Here is a 15,923-nt window from a genome sequence, read left to right as displayed (position 1 = left end):
TACATTAATCAATCACATCAAAAACCTTAAACAACCCTTTGCTTTTTGTATTAGGCACTTCTGATATAAAGGCATACTTACCTGGCTCTAAATCGGCATAAAAATAACCTGTATGTCCTGTAGGCATATCGTTTACACCTCCCAAAAACGTTACGCCATTCGGAACTGGTGTGATTAAACCTTTTGGGTCAGCCCAATTCATCCAAGTTTCTAAAGCTTTTTCATCTGCATAGTCTTCAAGCTTAACTAAGTTGATGTCATGCCATATAAAATTTTCATGTGGTTTCTGATCTTTTACAAACACAGAAAAAATGTGTTTCCCTTTTGTAATTCCCTTATCATATGATATCCCTTCCTCTCCAGATAATGTAATATTTACAGTAGCTTCAGGTGGATTGTTTCCGCTATTCTCTTCGGTAACAATGATAGGTTTTGCCATTCCCATAAGGGTATGAAATTTTCCGTTTGGCATTTTCACATAGCATTCCATGATATAATACCCAGGATCTAACTTTAATGTGGTAATGGCTGTATGCTTTGGTGAAATCAAACCTGATCCTCCTGAAAACACAATATCTCCAAACCATTCAGGTAATTCTCCAAAGGCAGCAAAACCTTCTTCAGATTTACCTTCATTGATCAGATCCATACCCTTTTCAAAAACAGGAGCCACATCTTTTAAAGTATGCTCTATCGTTTTCCCTTCAGGATACTTATCTAAGAGAAAGAAATGGGTTTCATTAGAGAGGTTTTGATACTTAAAATTGTTCCATCCTGACGGTATTGTATCCACACTTTGAAAGTCCATACTACGTGTTACAATATCAATAACATTTGAAGGAAACTTTATGTCTTCCGCCATTTCAGTGACTGGTTCTTCAGTAGTATTTTTTTTATCATTCTTACAATTAAGAAAAAACGTAAAAATCAGAAGGATCAAAACAATTGGTTGGTTAGTTTTTTTCATGACTTATAGATTAATGTTATGATATAAAGCTAGTTAATAATTATCTTTTTTGTGATTTGATGTATATCAGTTATTACTTTTAGAAGATACACTCCATTGGGAAGATGTCCTAAATGCAATTCACCCAGATCATTTTTATAATCAGCAACCAATTTTCCCAAGGCATCATAAAGTTGTATAGATGACAATTTTTGTGGACTTTGTATATATAAAATATCAGTTACAGGGTTGGGATAAATTGTTATGACGTCACTTAAACCTTGTGCTACGATACTTAATGTAGGCTCACCTATCAAAGGATTAATAAACCCTTCAGAAATTGTCACATTGCCAACAGTTACCTCTTGAACACTAACTTCTCCAATGGTAAATAAAACTTGCATCGTTCCATTTGAAACACTGGCACCTCCGCTATCGATTGAAAATTTTTCAATAGTTTGAGATTCAGCCAATAGATTCATAAACATAAAACCTAATAATAGAATTTTAATTCTCATAACATTCTAATTTTACCGTAGTAGTTGATTTCTGATTTTCCAAAGCTTCAACACGTTCTAAAAGAGCTTGTAGCATTTGTGATTGATTTGTATTGGCTTGTTCTTGATTTTTAATGGTTTGCCTTTGGTTATCTATGATATCCTGTTGTTCTTGAATGGCTTTGATAAGCACAGGTATCAATTCAACATAACTCACACTTAAGGTTTTGTCTTCATTCTCAGCTTCGTGTACAATCTCCTTGATTATGGTTTGTACATCCTGAGCAATTAAACCTAGAGATTTTGGCTGGTCTGGATGTTTTTTCCAATGGTAACTTACGGGGTTAAGTTGTAGCACCTCGTTTAAACCATAGTTTAGCTTATTTATATCTTGTTTTAAGCGTCTATCAGAACTTTGTGTTAAGGTGCCTGCTAGTGTGGCATCGCCATTAGCAAATACGGTAAACGCATTGGAGCGTGCGACAGGATCTCCATTTCCGACTTGAAATAGAGAGGTTGTAGATAAGGTATTGTCATTCAATCGACCAACAACTGTTGAAAACTGATCGTCAGCAATGGTCTCAGAACCTAAAGCTGTAGCACTAAAGCCCGAAGCCTCAGTATTATCACCAAGCGCAACCGTTGCATAGGATGAGGCTCTTGTACCGTAGCCTATGGCCACAGCATTGATACCTGTTGCATCAGCAGAATACCCAAAAGCCAAGCTATAGTCATTAGTTGCGCTACTTTGAAAACCAAAACTGAAAGAGTATTCTCCCAAAGAATAGGTCCAGGTACCCATAGAAAATGCATGATCACCTAAAGCTCCACTCGGAACCAATGAAGAACCAACACTAAAATCAATAGCATCTTCACCAATATTTCCATAGTCATTAGGATTCCTACCTCTCAAGCGCCAACCAATACCATTACCTTCGTCAATGGCCTCCAAACCTGAAGGCGCATCACTAGATCCAGCCTCTATAAAGGTGGTTTCAACAAATTCCCTAGTGACTAAGGTTTGCGGATTTGACAATAATATCTGACCTATTGTCAAACTAGGCGCCGTTACAACACCACTTGAATACACATTTAATGCATTAGACAACAGTACATTGGAGGTTCCGTTTCCAACTTGAAACAAGATGCCGCCTTGCGACGCATTATAGCGACCTACCACCAAGGCATCATTTTGGTTGGCAAGGGTATAAAACCCAAAAGCCGCCGAATTACTTGCAGTTGCCCGCGTATGGTCTCCAATCGCAAAGGTATGATTGCCTGTGGACTCCGTGAAGTAGCCGCCTGCAGCACTTCGAAAACCAGAAGCCTCGGTATCTTGTCCAAACGCAAAAGCGTTATCTCCAGAAGCAACAGATCGGTATCCCATACTCGTAGAAGTAGAACCAACTGCTTGGGATTGCCAACCCATAGCAGTGGCATTATCTCCAGATGCAATCGTAGCATTGCCCAGTGCCGAAGCATTTAGTCCTGAAGCCGTGGTAAATGCTCCTGAAGCCAACGAGAACGAACCCGTGGCACCATTTGTACCAGAAGCAATACCCGAATAACTTAAATCAACGGCTTGTAGGCCAATATTTCCATAATTTATAGGGTTAGCACCAATGAATCGCCAACCATCACCATTACCTTCATCTAAAGCTTCCAAACCAGTGGAGCTTGAGCCTGAGTTTTCAGCATAGAGCGCATACGGCACCGCCATAAATTGTGTGGTTCCTAAATCGACCAAGCCACTACCAGAGTCTATTTGAACATTTAAAAAATGACTATCATTAGCCCAATCTATAGTATTATAGTTTCCGCTTAAAACAGTTCCCATACCAATATTGACAATGACAATACCATTGGCATCAGTTGTCGTATTATGCTCTTCTTGATAGACGGTTGTATTGCCTGTTTCCTGTATGATTGCAAATTGTATGGTTACGGGTTGACTGACTAACACATTGCCCATATTGTCTTTAATCAATGCTTTGTAGTTAATAGCTTGTTGAGCTGTTACAACAACCGTAAACATCAGAGCTATTAGGAACATATATATAGTTTTCATGGATTTATGGTTTTAGTGTATTTAATTTAAATGCTTTAAAGATCTTCCAAACTTCTTCTTGTTGAAATCCAGTGACTTTCAAATTGACTGCAAAGCGATCATTGTAGAAAAACTCTAAGGTGTATCTGTTTTGATTTTTATCATAATGTTCTTTTACAATGGTGTTATCGTATTCTTTTATTTTGATGTAATCGCCATATTCTTTTTTATTGGTTTTATCGTATTTAATAGCTCTATAAACGGTTGTGGCTGCCGAACCCTTTTCACCTGCACCATCTAAAATCCGTAATTTTATTTGCTTACTGGTATTTTGCCCATAAGTTGCAAAGGCCGTTGAAGCACCTGCCATATCTAAGGCATTACTATTGGTTTTTGGCATACCATAAATAGTTTCTGGAAAGAATGCTTTTAAGGTTTCAGTTGAAATTGGTGTGAGTTTTTTTAAGGCTTCTGACTCTGATGCCAAATCTCTGGCACCTTTTACAAAATTGTTGCCTGTTTTTACTTTTTCTACTACTGAATTGGTTTTTGTGTCTGCTTCTCTTTTATTATCTGATCCACACGAAAATAGTACGACCTGAATAACAAACATTGCCGAAATTAAAATGTGCTTATGTATAGTTTTCATAGTTTGATTGTTATTGAAATCTTTTAGTCTTGAATGTTATATTCAAAATTTGCAGTTATATTATAGAGCAGTTCTCCTGGATCTGTGGTTGGACTAGTGAAATAATTACTGAAAAACTGGTTTCCAGAATCTCCAGGTTCTCCAGAGTTATCTATTTCTCCCTTAATACGCTTCAATGTAAGAATCCCTAATTCGTTTGTAGTTTCTTCGTATTCAGTAATGTTGACTACTACATTTTTGGACAATAAATTATTTGACGCATCATTATCCTGGTCACTATCATTATCATAAAAAATATCCTCATCATCTACTGATACTATCATATACTGAGTCGGCTGGAATGTAATCAAACCTGTTGATCCTGTCTGAAATTCCCCAAGAACCTTAGGTCCCGTACCTGCAGAAAAAGTCATCTCAATATTTCTTTCTACTTCACCATTTGACCCAATATAACCATACACCAAAGTGACTAGTTTTTCAGTCCCAAGTTCGGTTTCTTCAAAATAAACGTGACCTGATATGAATACAAAGTCGTCTTCAGTATCTTGTTCACGACTTATGGTAATATTGGTCCCATTTACAACACCTGTTCCGAGTAATGTATAGGTGATCTTTGAAGTCCCAGTAGACGGGTCTTCAGTATTTGGATCTCCATCGTCGTTGTTTGAGCATGAGATGATGGCTAATAAAGTAATACTTGCAATAACTGTACTAAGTAATTTTAAAATGGATTGTGTTTTCATGTTTTCTAATTTTTGGTTTTTTTAAGCATTTGTCCGCCAGAGAAAAAGTCCATGGTTTGATATTCTACTTTTTCTATTGATGTTTTGTTGTTCTTGAGAGATTTGGCGATGATGTTGACATTGTTCTTAGATTTCTTTTTATCGATGATATCCATTTCCAAAAGCAATCCATTAGAAAATTGTTCAACTACTTTCGAGTCAATATTGGGCATGCCCATCTTTTGATTCTGATTACCAAAATTCAAAAAGTTGGAAAGTTTTATTTCGGCTTCTGAGGTATGGTACACTTTCATTATATACTTATCATCTTCAAGTTGTAGCCCTTTGCAGTTGTATCCAATGATGGTTTTGGAAGGCAGGTCAGTAATCTTATATGTATTCATCAGCTCTTTGGTTTCCACAGGATCAGGAATGGGATGAATCTGTAAAAATTTTTGCCCTTGGGCTTCCATAAACATCACCATGGATTTCAAATCCATATCGAAAAGCATTGTTGAAACACCTTCATTCTTGGTGTCTTCCATAATCATCTTGGTCGCTTGGTAATTGGCACTTTTATTTATTAGGAACACCATCTGAATAACCTCTTTACGTTTGTTGTTTAATTGCATTTCTGTTTCCAATTCCCAATCAAATTCATAGCGATCCTTAAGGTCTTTGGAAGTCACTTTATGATTTCTCAAAGTCGAACGCATGCGCTTGGTCATCCCTTTTTCTTCACTGGTATCATAATCCTCTTCATCGATATCTTCTTTTGGTTGTTTTCCACCTTTAACAATGTTTTCCATAACGCCTTCCATGAGTCCTTGTCCGGCCGCTTTAACTTCTCTGGCATAAGGCAGATTGACCTCAACCGACTTATAATCGTACTTCAAACTACTCTCACCTTTTGGACCGTTTGAGCCAAAACCAGTCATCATCTCTGCATTTTCAGACATCTTTGTAAAAATCTCAACCAATCTATCTTGATCATCAAATAAGACATAGCTACCTTCATAACCAGGTTCATTCAAAAATTCAAACTTGGTATAGGTTTTTCCTTTTATCTTTTGTGGGATTTCATTAAAATCATCATACCTAAAGTCATCCGGCTTATAAATGAAAGCAAACTCCACAATGCCATTAAATGGATTAGCGGTCATGCCAATATCTGTTTGTTTTTGGTATTTTGCCATAAATGGTTCAGGAGGCAGCTTATAAGCTTCAATCATCATGGTTGGCGCCATCAAGCCTTGACTTTGGACTGCTATAAGAGAGGATTTAGTATACTCACCATCTTTATAAACATACATGAAGCCTTCACTGTCCACAAAGCCAGGTTTCGGTTGTTTTGTATCTTCCAACTTTACTGCCACGGCATCTGAATCAAAATATTGGGTTTGATTGGTCTTGCCATTTTCAACAAGCTGAATCACAACATCACTCGTATAAAAAGCTTTTTTCTCCTCAGTATTTTTTTCTAATGCTGAATTGTTAGACCCTTGCGTGGTGTCGGATTTATCAATTTTAGTAACTTGATTGATCTTCTTTTTGAGTTTCTTTAATAATTGAGCTTCAGCATTTGTCGAAAATGCTGAAAGCATAAAGATTAATAGGATGTGTTTTAGTTTCATTTTTGTACTTTTTTAAGTTTTACCAATCATAGACCTCTATAATTTTGTCGCTAATAATATTTCGAAATTGTAGTCTGTCATTATTTCCATCGTTATTACTATCTCTGTCATCATCACCATTGGTCAAAATAACAATGCCAGCAGATTGCACACCATCACTATTATTAATATTTCTTATTCCAGTAAAAAGGGCTTTAAAACCATCGTTTATACCACCATGTGAATATGTTATTTTACTTTCATCTTTTAAAATATTGACTCCTAAATCATTATCTATGAGCTGTCCTATAGCGTTGAGACTAAGTATTCTTTCATCTCTAAAAACCCCATTGTCATTTATCATTATTATCATATTCGCTAATTCTAATGCGTTAGTATATAATCCTGCAGCGGCATACTGAGGATACCTTTTAATTAAATACAACTCACCCTTAGAGTTATGACCTCTAGCAAATTCATCATAGAAATTTTCTGGTCTTGTAAGAAATTCGCTTTTATTCATATTAAGTGGTCTTAAAATATTATCACGCATCCAAACTGAATATTCAGTCTTTGTAATATCTTGAGTTAGTTTTTGTAATACGGTAAATGCCTTACCAGAATACCACCCAACTCTCATACGAATATTATTTGGTCGGTTTACAGTAGGATCATAAGTGATTGTTATATCTTCCATTAAATCTACCATTCCTGGGATATCATTTAAACTTTCAACATAAGGTTCAATACTATCATCTTTATCTTGGTAGCCCTTATAGCCTCCACCTTTATGAATTCCTTTGCTATCGGGTAGAACATATTGGCAGGTAATAGAATCCAATAAACTTCCTCTTCCTTCAATACCACTAGTATGCTGTAATATGTTTCTAATTGTAAGTCTGTTAAAATTTTGTGTCCATTGGGCACTTCTAACACATGGATGAAAAGGTATAGTGCTTTTTAAATTTTCTGAAGTCATTAAATTCTCATCAAGTGTTGCTTCTCCATCATCTATTAACTTAAATGCACCTAAAGCCGCAAACACTTTACTTATTGATGCGGCTTGAAACATGGATTCAGGATGTGTAGCATAGCGCTCATCATTTGCGATTAAATGACCATAACCTGTTGCCCAAGCAATTTCACCGTTTATGACAACCGCTACAGCTATGCCTGGAACACCTCTTTGGCGCATTAAGTTCCAAATAGATAAACCGCCTACATTTTGTTCAAATTCCCTTATTTTATTAACTGGAATGGCTTTTGTACGTTTATCTGCTACAAGACTCCAGCCGTTATTATCTGGGTCGAATGCTATTATACTATTGTTATATTCCCTACCACGAAACTCACCAAGTTTTTTAAATGCCTCATCTGGAATATTTCTGGTATAAAAGTAATCTTCAGCAAAAACTACCCAGCCACCTGAAGGTGTAAAAGACACTTTAGTAATCTTCCTATCACTAGGTTTATTTGGCATATCGGATTGCCTGATATTTTGCATGATTTGATAGCATTCATCAGGAATGTTTTTTGAAAATGTATCTCCATCTGTTGTTAAAATTACCCAGCTGTTGTCACTATCGTGATCAAAAATATTTATATAAGGGAATGATACACTTTCAATAGTTTTTCCCTGCTGTTTTAATGCTTGTATTCTTACATAACATTCTTGTGGAATATTTTTAGCATAAGTGTCATTTTCAGTGATAATTAACCATGAATTGTTACCACCTTTTGGTGGAAAAACCACTTCTTTAATTTTGACACCTGCATTATGATATTCTTTAATTTTTTCGAAACATTGTTGCGGTATTCCTCTAGCAAAGTAGCCGTTATTCTTAGTAATAATAACCCAACCACCATTTGGGGTAAATGAAAAAGATTGTATGCCAAGTGGCATTAATTCTTCCATTTTTTGAATGGCTTCATCTGATATATCTTTGTTGTATTTTATTTGGTCTACAGTACCTGTATTGTCTGAAGTGTTTATCACAAAATTTGTAAGCCCAATATTAGCCTCGAACTGCGAGTCATTCACTACACCAGCAATGGACATCATTTTAGGTTGCATTTTAAATGTTGGAATATTTAAAACCAACTTATTGTCCAAAAGGATATTAAGCGCTTCTCCAATAAATTCAACTTTTACATGGCGCCATACAGGCTCAAAAGTTTCAAACTCTTTTAAAAAGATTTTAGACTGCCCAATTTCCGGATTATTCCATGATGTCTCCAGACCATGTTTATAGAGTATAAATGGTGTATATTTTATATTGTCTTCTCTAAAACCAAAAGAGCCATCCCAAAGACGAATTTCAAAACGTTGCCCTGCCATATTTGAAGAGCGATTAAAAAACACATCAAATTCTACCGTAAAATCGCTACTTAAATAATTGTTAGTTTGGTCATTAACAATTGGCTTAATAACACCTCCATTTCTAAAACTAATATATTTTAGACCATCTTGCTGATTAACAGTTGCCATTCCTGAGATTGCATCCCATTGTGATGGAAAATCACCAATAGTTTCTTGTTTAAGGTTATCTTGGAAAATTTGTGAAGTTAAAACCCATGAAGTGATTAAAAAAACAATACTACAAATGTGTTTTAGTTTCATGATTTAGTGTTTAATATTTGATTAACAGCTAATTAAAATTAAGTGATAAGTTTTTACATTTACTTAAAACTTTATACTTTGAAATAAAAACCTTGTATTTTGCTAGTTATAAATTGTATTTTGCATAAGGGTAATAAAAAATCAGATTAGAACAATCTACAGGCTATAGTATACCTTTGACACATTAAAACACGCAATGCATAAAAAGGTTGGATAAGTATTACATAAACACTTTACTTTTAAAATAAAATGGAATAAGCATGATAAAAGCGATTATCATAGATGATGAATTTAACGCCATTAAAAACTTAAAATGGGAAATTGAAAATTTTTGTGACGATATCGAAATCTGCGATACATTTACTAATCCAAAAGAAGCTATTTCTGCCATTAACTATTTAAAACCTGACTGTGTTTTTTTAGATATAGAAATGCCAGAAATGGATGGTTTTCAATTATTAAGTAATTTAAGTTATCGTGACTTTGACTTAATCATTACTACTGCTTATGATAATTATGCTATTAAAGCTTTTAAAGAACATGCTATTGACTACTTATTGAAACCAATTGATTCTGAAGATTTACTAAAAACCATATCTAGAGTACAAAAAAATCAGAAACAAAATTCATTAGGTGAAGAAGTAAAAAAAATTATTGAGAGCTTTACACCACAAAATCAATCAAGACGCTTGGCTTTGCCACTTGTTGGCAAAACCATTTATGTTAATATAGACGATATTATGTTTTGTAAAGCTGATAGTAATTACACAGAAGTGCACATGGTAAATAATCATAAAGAAACACTTTCTAAAAAACTCAAGGAACTTGAAGCACAAACTAATAATTCTTTTTTTAGAGTCCACAATTCTTATCTAGTTAACATAAATTACATAAAAGAGTTTGTTAAAAATGAAGGCCTTTATCTTGTTTTAGAAAATGGCTCAACAATTCCTGTATCAAGAGCAAAAAAAGGAGAATTACAAGAACTATTAAACCACTTTTAATTTTTGGAACAAGGCTTAACATCTTATTTTTTTGATAATGCCATCCAAAATGGATTTCTCACTTTTACAATTGGAATTCTATTTATCCTTACCGTTTTTCATTTTTTACTTTATTTTCAACAAAGAGACAAACTATATCTATTATATAGTGGTTATACTTTTTTCATTATTTTCTCTCAATTGCATCATTTATCTGAAGGGTTTTTATACAGACTCTTTTTACCAATTAAAGAAGTAACCCAATACCCAACCATAGCAACCGAAATCTATTTTATTATTTACACGCTTTTTGCCTACAGATTTTTGGACATTAAAAAGCATTTACCAAATTGGTATAAATGGAGTTTTAGGGTGCTTTATGCTATTATAGCCTATTGTACTATTGTTTTTTTGTTATATCTGTTAAAGGAAAATGATAGCATTTTAATGGAAGGCTATTTTTATTTCACCATACCAATGACTCTTTTCGGTATAGTGATGTACATTCCTTTTTTTAAGGTAAAAAGTCCACTTAAATATTATTTAATAATTGGGTCTGTAATTTTATTAATATCATCTGTTTGGTCATTACTATATTATATAAGCTTACAAAATAATGGTTTATCCATAGAGCCAGCATATAGCATTTTATATCTTGGGTTTATATTGGAAAACGTTTTGTTTTCATTGGGTTTAGGACATAAACAAAAACTCATTTTAGAAGATAGAAACACTGCAAAAAACAAGCTCATAAATCAGCTTAAAGAAAATGAAGAATTAAGAAAAAAAGTACAAAAGCAATTAGAACAAGATGTAGAAGCATTAAACAAACAAGCAGAAATTGAAAAACTTGAATCCATTAAAATAAAATATGACAAGGAATTAGCAGAGTTAAAAGTATCCGCTTTAAGAAGCCAAATGAATCCTCATTTCATCTTTAATTCTCTAAACTCCATAAAACGTTATATTATTGATAATGAAAAGGAAAATGCTGTTTTTTATCTCAATAAGTTCTCAAAACTGATAAGAAAGATTTTAGCATCAACTGAGAATAGAGAATCTACGCTTGAAGAAGAAATTGAAACCCTAAAACTATATGTTAATATTGAAAATTTAAGGTTTAATAACACCATAGATTTTAAATTGGATTGTGATCCATCGCTAAATTTAGCTTCTTTAAAGATTCCTTCACTTATTACACAACCATTTATCGAAAATGCCATTTGGCATGGACTTTCCTTAAAAAAGGAAAATAGAACATTGACTGTAAGTCTAAGCAAAGAAAATGCAAATCAAGTTCGATTTGACATTATAGACAATGGCATAGGACGAGAGAAATCAAGTGCTTTGAAAGCTAAAAAGTTGCACAAAAGAGATTCCTTAGGTGTTAAGCTTTCTGAAGAACGCCTGAAACATTTCAGCAAACAATTTGAGGCTGAAGGAACCATCACTTTCACAGATTTATATTGTGATGATAAACCTTCTGGAACCAAGGTCACCATTCTTATTCCTATTGGCTAAGCTATTACAGATTTGATAATCTCAGCCATTTGTTGAGCTCTTTTTTTAACCTCGTCTTCTGTCCAAGATAATTTTATAAAGCAAGAGAGGTTTCTGCCAATCCAATGATCAGATTGAGAGAAGTCTTTTCTTTAAGTATAGGCAATTCCTGTTTAATTTCAGCAGATAAAGGATGTAAAGAATTAGCATCTTTTAATATGATGCTATTTCCTTACATAGTGTTCAATTATTGTCACAATAATTCCAGTAGCCAACAAACCAAACGCGTTGGCATGATTGGCTATGGACTTGAGATTGTGAATTATGTGACGTATTAAAACTCGCTCAAACTGGTCTCAGAGTTTTGAATATTTAAATTTAGATCTCCTCTAACAGAATTAGGTGTTCCCGATTCACCACCAAAATCTCTTACAAAGAATGAAAATGTTCCAGAATCGGTAGTATTATTTGGAAGATCTCTTGTTCTAAAAGTACCTGAAAGAATTGCTCCAGTTTTTGGATCTGAAACATCTCCGAACCATTCTACCATGCGATTAAGTGCAGAAAGATCTCTGATATCCCATGAATCAAAAGGAAATTCTGGAGACAAGAACTCTAGTTGGCTATTATCTCCAAGTTGCCATCGTATAGCAGCTACACCACCTTGATCGGCACCTGAATATGTGAAACGATATTCTGTTCTTCCTCTTAAATTAAGTTGCATACTTGAGAAATCATCATCTTGAGTAAAGGTGTGCGTAAATCCATCACCACTTATTTCAAATGAAAATGTTGGAGGTGTTGTATCTACCTCTGGAATTTCAGTATCACAAGACATTGCAAGACTGATAATAAAAAATAATACGAAAGTAATCTTTTGTTTTTTCATGATTTATTGATTTTAATTAGTATTCTTTGTTTCTAAAGCTTCAATTCTTGATTCTAAGGCTTTATATATTTCAAGTTTACGCTCAAGTTGTTCTATATCTTGCTGTTGTTGATGAATTGCATTTATTAAAATAGGGATTAGCTCAGTATAGTTAACACTCATAGTTTGTTGTTCATCATCACCTAGGAGAACCAATTCAGGAATAATTTCTTGAACCTCCTGAGCAATTAACCCGAAACTTTTATGATCAGTTTCTGGTCTATGTTTCCAATAGTATTGCTTTGGCTTTAAATTCAATATTTCTGTGATGCCATAAGGCAATGTTTCTATATTCTTTTTAAGGCGCTTATCACTGGTATGTACTACTGCTCCTCCAACTCTCACGTTTCCACCATCGTTTTGTAAATACAAGTCAGAAGTAGATCCATTATTTCGAGCCATAATTTCATTAGTATCCATAGAAATATTAACACCTGTAGCATCTCCTAAAACAAATAAGCCATGATTTGTTAGAGAGGTATCCAAATTTCCAGCAACTTGCAAACGTGTTACAGGAGTCGTTGTACTTATTCCTATATTATCTGCAAAATAATTTGCTGTTCCACCAAAACCCCAACTAAAATAAGTGCCATTATACCAAAGAGCTTCATCACCATTGACTCTCATCGCAATGCCAGTGCCAATGCCTTCATTAAAATTAGCTTGACCAGCCACTGAAAATGTATAGTCTGGTGAATTGGTATTCACTCCAACTCTATTGGTACTTGCATCCATTCTAAATGTGCCTCCATCCATTTCGACATCACCATTATTATCAGACTGAATAAACAACGTATTGTTTGTATTTGTAATGATTTCGTTTCCATCTAAACGTAAGGAATTAGAGATTTCTAAACTACCACTACCAGCAGTACCACTTGCATCTGTTGTAGCCGTGATTTCTGTTCTTCCATTTATACGCAATAAATCGTTACCGAAATCTCCATAAATTAAGGCATTGTTAGCATCGGCATTTGAATTTTCGATATACAATTTATTACTTCCTGTTTCATTTAATCCTGCTCTATAACCTAAAAAAATGTTGTTACTGCCAGTACTTTCTCTTCCAGCATCATAACCAATAGCAGTATTACTAATCCCAGAATTATTCCTAAGTGCTTGACTTCCTACAGCTACATTATATCCAGTATTTAAGTTATTATACATAGCTTCAAATCCTATAGCAACATTGTTACTACCTCCATTATTATTATAAAAAGCAGCTTGTCCTATAATTATATTTGAATTTCCTGATACGTTTGTAAATGCCGCTTCACTTCCTATAACAACATTACCAATTCCAGTTTGATTGGCACTCATAGCATATGTTCCAATAGCAGTATTAGCAAAACCCGTAGTTGTGCTATTCATAGACCAAGTACCAATAGAAGTGTTGTACGTACCATCTGTATTAGAAGTCAATGCATAATTCCCAATTGCAGTATTGTTTGATCTTACTGTATTTGAAAATAATGCAGACACTCCAACTGCTGTATTGTTTAAACCAGTGGTATTATTTCTTAAAGCACCAGAGCCAATAGCCGTATTATTATTCGTGGTATTCTGACGAAGCGCTTCATATCCTAATGCAGTATTATCTGTTCCGGAAACATTTAGATAAAGTGCCGTGTAACCCATGGCTATATTATGAGTTCCAACGGTATTACGATGCATCGCAAATGATCCAATAGCATTGTTATAATCTGCAGTATTATTTAGAAGTGCTTGATTACCTATAGCTACGTTACTATCACCACCAATATTATTTTGTAAGGCGTTTGTTCCTATAGCAGTATTAGCAATACCTGTCTGATTATTTGAAAGACTAGCATATCCAAGCGCTGTATTAAAACTTGCGGTATTATTATTTGATAATGTCGAAGTTCCTATCGATGTATTGAAACTCCCTGTTGTATTAGCTATTAATGAATTGTCTCCAATTGCTACATTTTGATTACCATCAGTATTGGCTTGTAAAGCTCTATTACCAATGGCCACATTCTGCTCACCATTGGTATTGCTTTGCATCACGAAAGGTCCTATTCCTATATTGTATTGGGTTAAACCTGTATCATTTTGACCAGCAGCTTGTCCTAAAAAAATGGAATTTTCTCCAGCGTTAGTTTTCCCATCAGAAAGATTATTAATTGAATCGTCATCTAAATCAGAAGGACTTAACCAAGTCATTTGACCAGAACCATTATATGCTAAAACTTGATTTAACCCTCCAGAAAATGATGGGAATTCATAAGCGCCATTAATATCTAAGGTTCCATTTATTTGAAGAAAATCATTATCAAACTCGCCATAAATTAGAGGTGTTGATGCGCTACTTTCAATATATAACTTGTTACTACCTGTTTCGGCGAATCCAGCATAATAACCCAAAAACACATTATTGCTTCCCGTTGAATTTGAACTACCAGCGCTAACTCCTATAGCAACATTTTGACTACCTGTTGTTATATTTCTCAAAGCAGAGTAACCCATTCCTGTATTTTCACTTCCAGAAGAACTACTGTACAAAGATTCAAAACCAATTGAAGTATTGTTACTTCCCGTAATATTTAATCGTAAACTACTTGCTCCTATTGCTGTATTATTACTTGAAGTCGTATTAAACCTTAATGCACTATTACCAACAGCAACATTACTTAATCCTTCTGTATTCTCCTGAAGTGATAAAGCTCCTACTCCAATATTATCAAATCCTATGGTATTATTTTGTAATGATTGCCTACCTAATGCAGTATTGTTTGATCCTGTTGTATTTTCAAAAAGAGCAGCATAACCTAATGCCGTATTTCGATTTCCAACAGTAGTATTTGATAATGCTAAACCTCCAATTCCTGTGTTTTCACTTGAAGACGCAAAATATAATGCTAAATATCCAATACCTGTATTATACGATGAAGTAACTGTGTTTTCTAGTGTTCTGTATCCCAATGCTGTATTAGCAGCTCCAGAAGTAGTACTAGACAAAGCTTGAAAACCAATACCAACATTTCTATTATCAGTATGATCATCGTTTAATCCTGCATCAATACCTAAAAAAATTGAAGACCCATTTTCCGTTCCGTCGTTATCAGATTTCCCATCAATGAGGTCATCAATTTTCTCGGCACCATTGCCTATTGGTAACCAAGTTGTAGTGCTATGATTATAGTAGTAAAATCCTGGCGCATTCGAACCTACTGTTGTAGTTAAATACACCAACATAGCATCTTGATTAGCGCCAACTCCTGTTGGAAATACATCAACTTTTGGAATGAGAATACCGTCTGTATTAATTGGAGTTGCTTGATTTGAAGATCTTATATCTAATGTAGCATTAGGATTAGTGGTTCCAACACCAACTTGCGCGTGCGCTAAAAGAATACCAAAGCAAAAACCGATTACAATTATAAACCTTTTCATA

12 protein-coding genes are annotated in these 15,923 nt (G+C 34.4%); 3 read left to right on the top strand and 9 right to left on the bottom strand.

The window, feature by feature from the left end; all coding sequences use genetic code 11:
* Nucleotides 1–4 precede the first annotated feature (4 nt).
* From AB9K26_RS02505 to AB9K26_RS02475, 7 genes are read right to left on the bottom strand one after another with little or no spacing between them, the layout of a single operon-like run.
* Nucleotides 5–967, bottom strand: coding sequence for a hypothetical protein (locus AB9K26_RS02505; RefSeq protein ID WP_369970956.1), 963 nt, complete (start codon nt 965–967; stop codon nt 5–7).
* A 29-nt stretch (nt 968–996) separates the two neighbouring features.
* Nucleotides 997–1,464, bottom strand: a complete 468-nt coding sequence (locus tag AB9K26_RS02500; RefSeq protein ID WP_369970955.1) for a T9SS type A sorting domain-containing protein — start codon at nt 1,462–1,464, stop codon at nt 997–999.
* Nucleotides 1,454–3,511, bottom strand: coding sequence for a tail fiber domain-containing protein (locus AB9K26_RS02495; RefSeq protein ID WP_369970954.1), 2,058 nt, complete (start codon nt 3,509–3,511; stop codon nt 1,454–1,456). The genes AB9K26_RS02500 and AB9K26_RS02495 overlap by 11 nt, the downstream gene beginning before the upstream one ends.
* Before the next feature lie 4 nt (nt 3,512–3,515).
* Nucleotides 3,516–4,139, bottom strand: a complete 624-nt coding sequence (locus AB9K26_RS02490; RefSeq protein ID WP_369970953.1) for a hypothetical protein — start codon at nt 4,137–4,139, stop codon at nt 3,516–3,518.
* Between the two features lie 23 nt (nt 4,140–4,162).
* Nucleotides 4,163–4,882, bottom strand: coding sequence for a hypothetical protein (locus AB9K26_RS02485; protein ID WP_369970952.1), 720 nt, complete (start codon nt 4,880–4,882; stop codon nt 4,163–4,165).
* A gap of 5 nt (nt 4,883–4,887) precedes the next feature.
* Nucleotides 4,888–6,495, bottom strand: a complete 1,608-nt coding sequence (locus tag AB9K26_RS02480; RefSeq protein WP_369970951.1) for a hypothetical protein — start codon at nt 6,493–6,495, stop codon at nt 4,888–4,890.
* Nucleotides 6,496–6,514: 19 nt separating this feature from the next.
* A complete protein-coding gene (locus AB9K26_RS02475; protein ID WP_369970950.1) occupies nt 6,515–9,094 on the bottom strand; it encodes a serine hydrolase domain-containing protein in 2,580 nt (859 codons plus the stop codon).
* Nucleotides 9,095–9,354: 260 nt separating this feature from the next.
* On the opposite strand from AB9K26_RS02475, the gene AB9K26_RS02470 reads away from it, so the two are divergent.
* The 3 genes from AB9K26_RS02470 to AB9K26_RS02460 all read left to right on the top strand — a co-directional run bounded on the left by AB9K26_RS02470 (nt 9,355) and on the right by AB9K26_RS02460 (nt 11,915).
* Complete coding sequence (locus AB9K26_RS02470; protein ID WP_369970949.1) at nt 9,355–10,098, top strand: LytR/AlgR family response regulator transcription factor; 744 nt, start codon at nt 9,355–9,357, stop codon at nt 10,096–10,098.
* Between the two features lie 3 nt (nt 10,099–10,101).
* Nucleotides 10,102–11,598, top strand: coding sequence for a sensor histidine kinase (locus tag AB9K26_RS02465; RefSeq protein WP_369970948.1), 1,497 nt, complete (start codon nt 10,102–10,104; stop codon nt 11,596–11,598).
* A 104-nt stretch (nt 11,599–11,702) separates the two neighbouring features.
* The gene (locus AB9K26_RS02460; protein WP_369970947.1) at nt 11,703–11,915 is read left to right on the top strand and encodes a hypothetical protein; all 213 of its coding nucleotides are present in this window, start codon (nt 11,703–11,705) and stop codon (nt 11,913–11,915) included.
* Here the strand turns inward: AB9K26_RS02460 and AB9K26_RS02455 are convergent.
* Together AB9K26_RS02455 and AB9K26_RS02450 are read right to left on the bottom strand one after the other, a co-directional pair.
* Nucleotides 11,912–12,466, bottom strand: coding sequence for a hypothetical protein (locus AB9K26_RS02455; protein WP_369970946.1), 555 nt, complete (start codon nt 12,464–12,466; stop codon nt 11,912–11,914). The two genes, AB9K26_RS02460 and AB9K26_RS02455, sit on opposite strands and share 4 nt — an antisense overlap.
* A gap of 12 nt (nt 12,467–12,478) precedes the next feature.
* Nucleotides 12,479–15,922 carry a tail fiber domain-containing protein gene (locus tag AB9K26_RS02450; protein WP_369970945.1) on the bottom strand — a complete coding sequence of 1,148 codons (3,444 nt, stop codon included), beginning with the start codon at nt 15,920–15,922 and terminating at the stop codon, nt 12,479–12,481.
* Between the last annotated feature and the right edge of the window lies 1 nt (nt 15,923).

The sequence above is a fragment of the Psychroserpens sp. XS_ASV72 genome (assembly GCF_041224425.1).
Classification (GTDB): domain Bacteria; phylum Bacteroidota; class Bacteroidia; order Flavobacteriales; family Flavobacteriaceae; genus Psychroserpens.
This window is presented reverse-complemented; position numbering and strand designations above follow the sequence as displayed.

Excerpts from the sequence above, each read along its gene's own strand:
- AB9K26_RS02505 (WP_369970956.1), bottom strand. The coding sequence starts at position 967 with ATGAAAAAAACTAACCAACCAATTGTTTTGATCCTTCTGATTTTTACG.
- AB9K26_RS02500 (WP_369970955.1), bottom strand. The coding sequence starts at position 1,464 with ATGAGAATTAAAATTCTATTATTAGGTTTTATGTTTATGAATCTATTG.
- AB9K26_RS02495 (WP_369970954.1), bottom strand. The coding sequence starts at position 3,511 with ATGAAAACTATATATATGTTCCTAATAGCTCTGATGTTTACGGTTGTT.
- AB9K26_RS02490 (WP_369970953.1), bottom strand. The coding sequence starts at position 4,139 with ATGAAAACTATACATAAGCACATTTTAATTTCGGCAATGTTTGTTATT.
- AB9K26_RS02485 (WP_369970952.1), bottom strand. The coding sequence starts at position 4,882 with ATGAAAACACAATCCATTTTAAAATTACTTAGTACAGTTATTGCAAGT.
- AB9K26_RS02480 (WP_369970951.1), bottom strand. The coding sequence starts at position 6,495 with ATGAAACTAAAACACATCCTATTAATCTTTATGCTTTCAGCATTTTCG.
- AB9K26_RS02475 (WP_369970950.1), bottom strand. The coding sequence starts at position 9,094 with ATGAAACTAAAACACATTTGTAGTATTGTTTTTTTAATCACTTCATGG.
- AB9K26_RS02470 (WP_369970949.1), top strand. The coding sequence starts at position 9,355 with ATGATAAAAGCGATTATCATAGATGATGAATTTAACGCCATTAAAAAC.
- AB9K26_RS02460 (WP_369970947.1), top strand. The coding sequence starts at position 11,703 with ATGATCAGATTGAGAGAAGTCTTTTCTTTAAGTATAGGCAATTCCTGT.
- AB9K26_RS02455 (WP_369970946.1), bottom strand. The coding sequence starts at position 12,466 with ATGAAAAAACAAAAGATTACTTTCGTATTATTTTTTATTATCAGTCTT.
- AB9K26_RS02450 (WP_369970945.1), bottom strand. The coding sequence starts at position 15,922 with ATGAAAAGGTTTATAATTGTAATCGGTTTTTGCTTTGGTATTCTTTTA.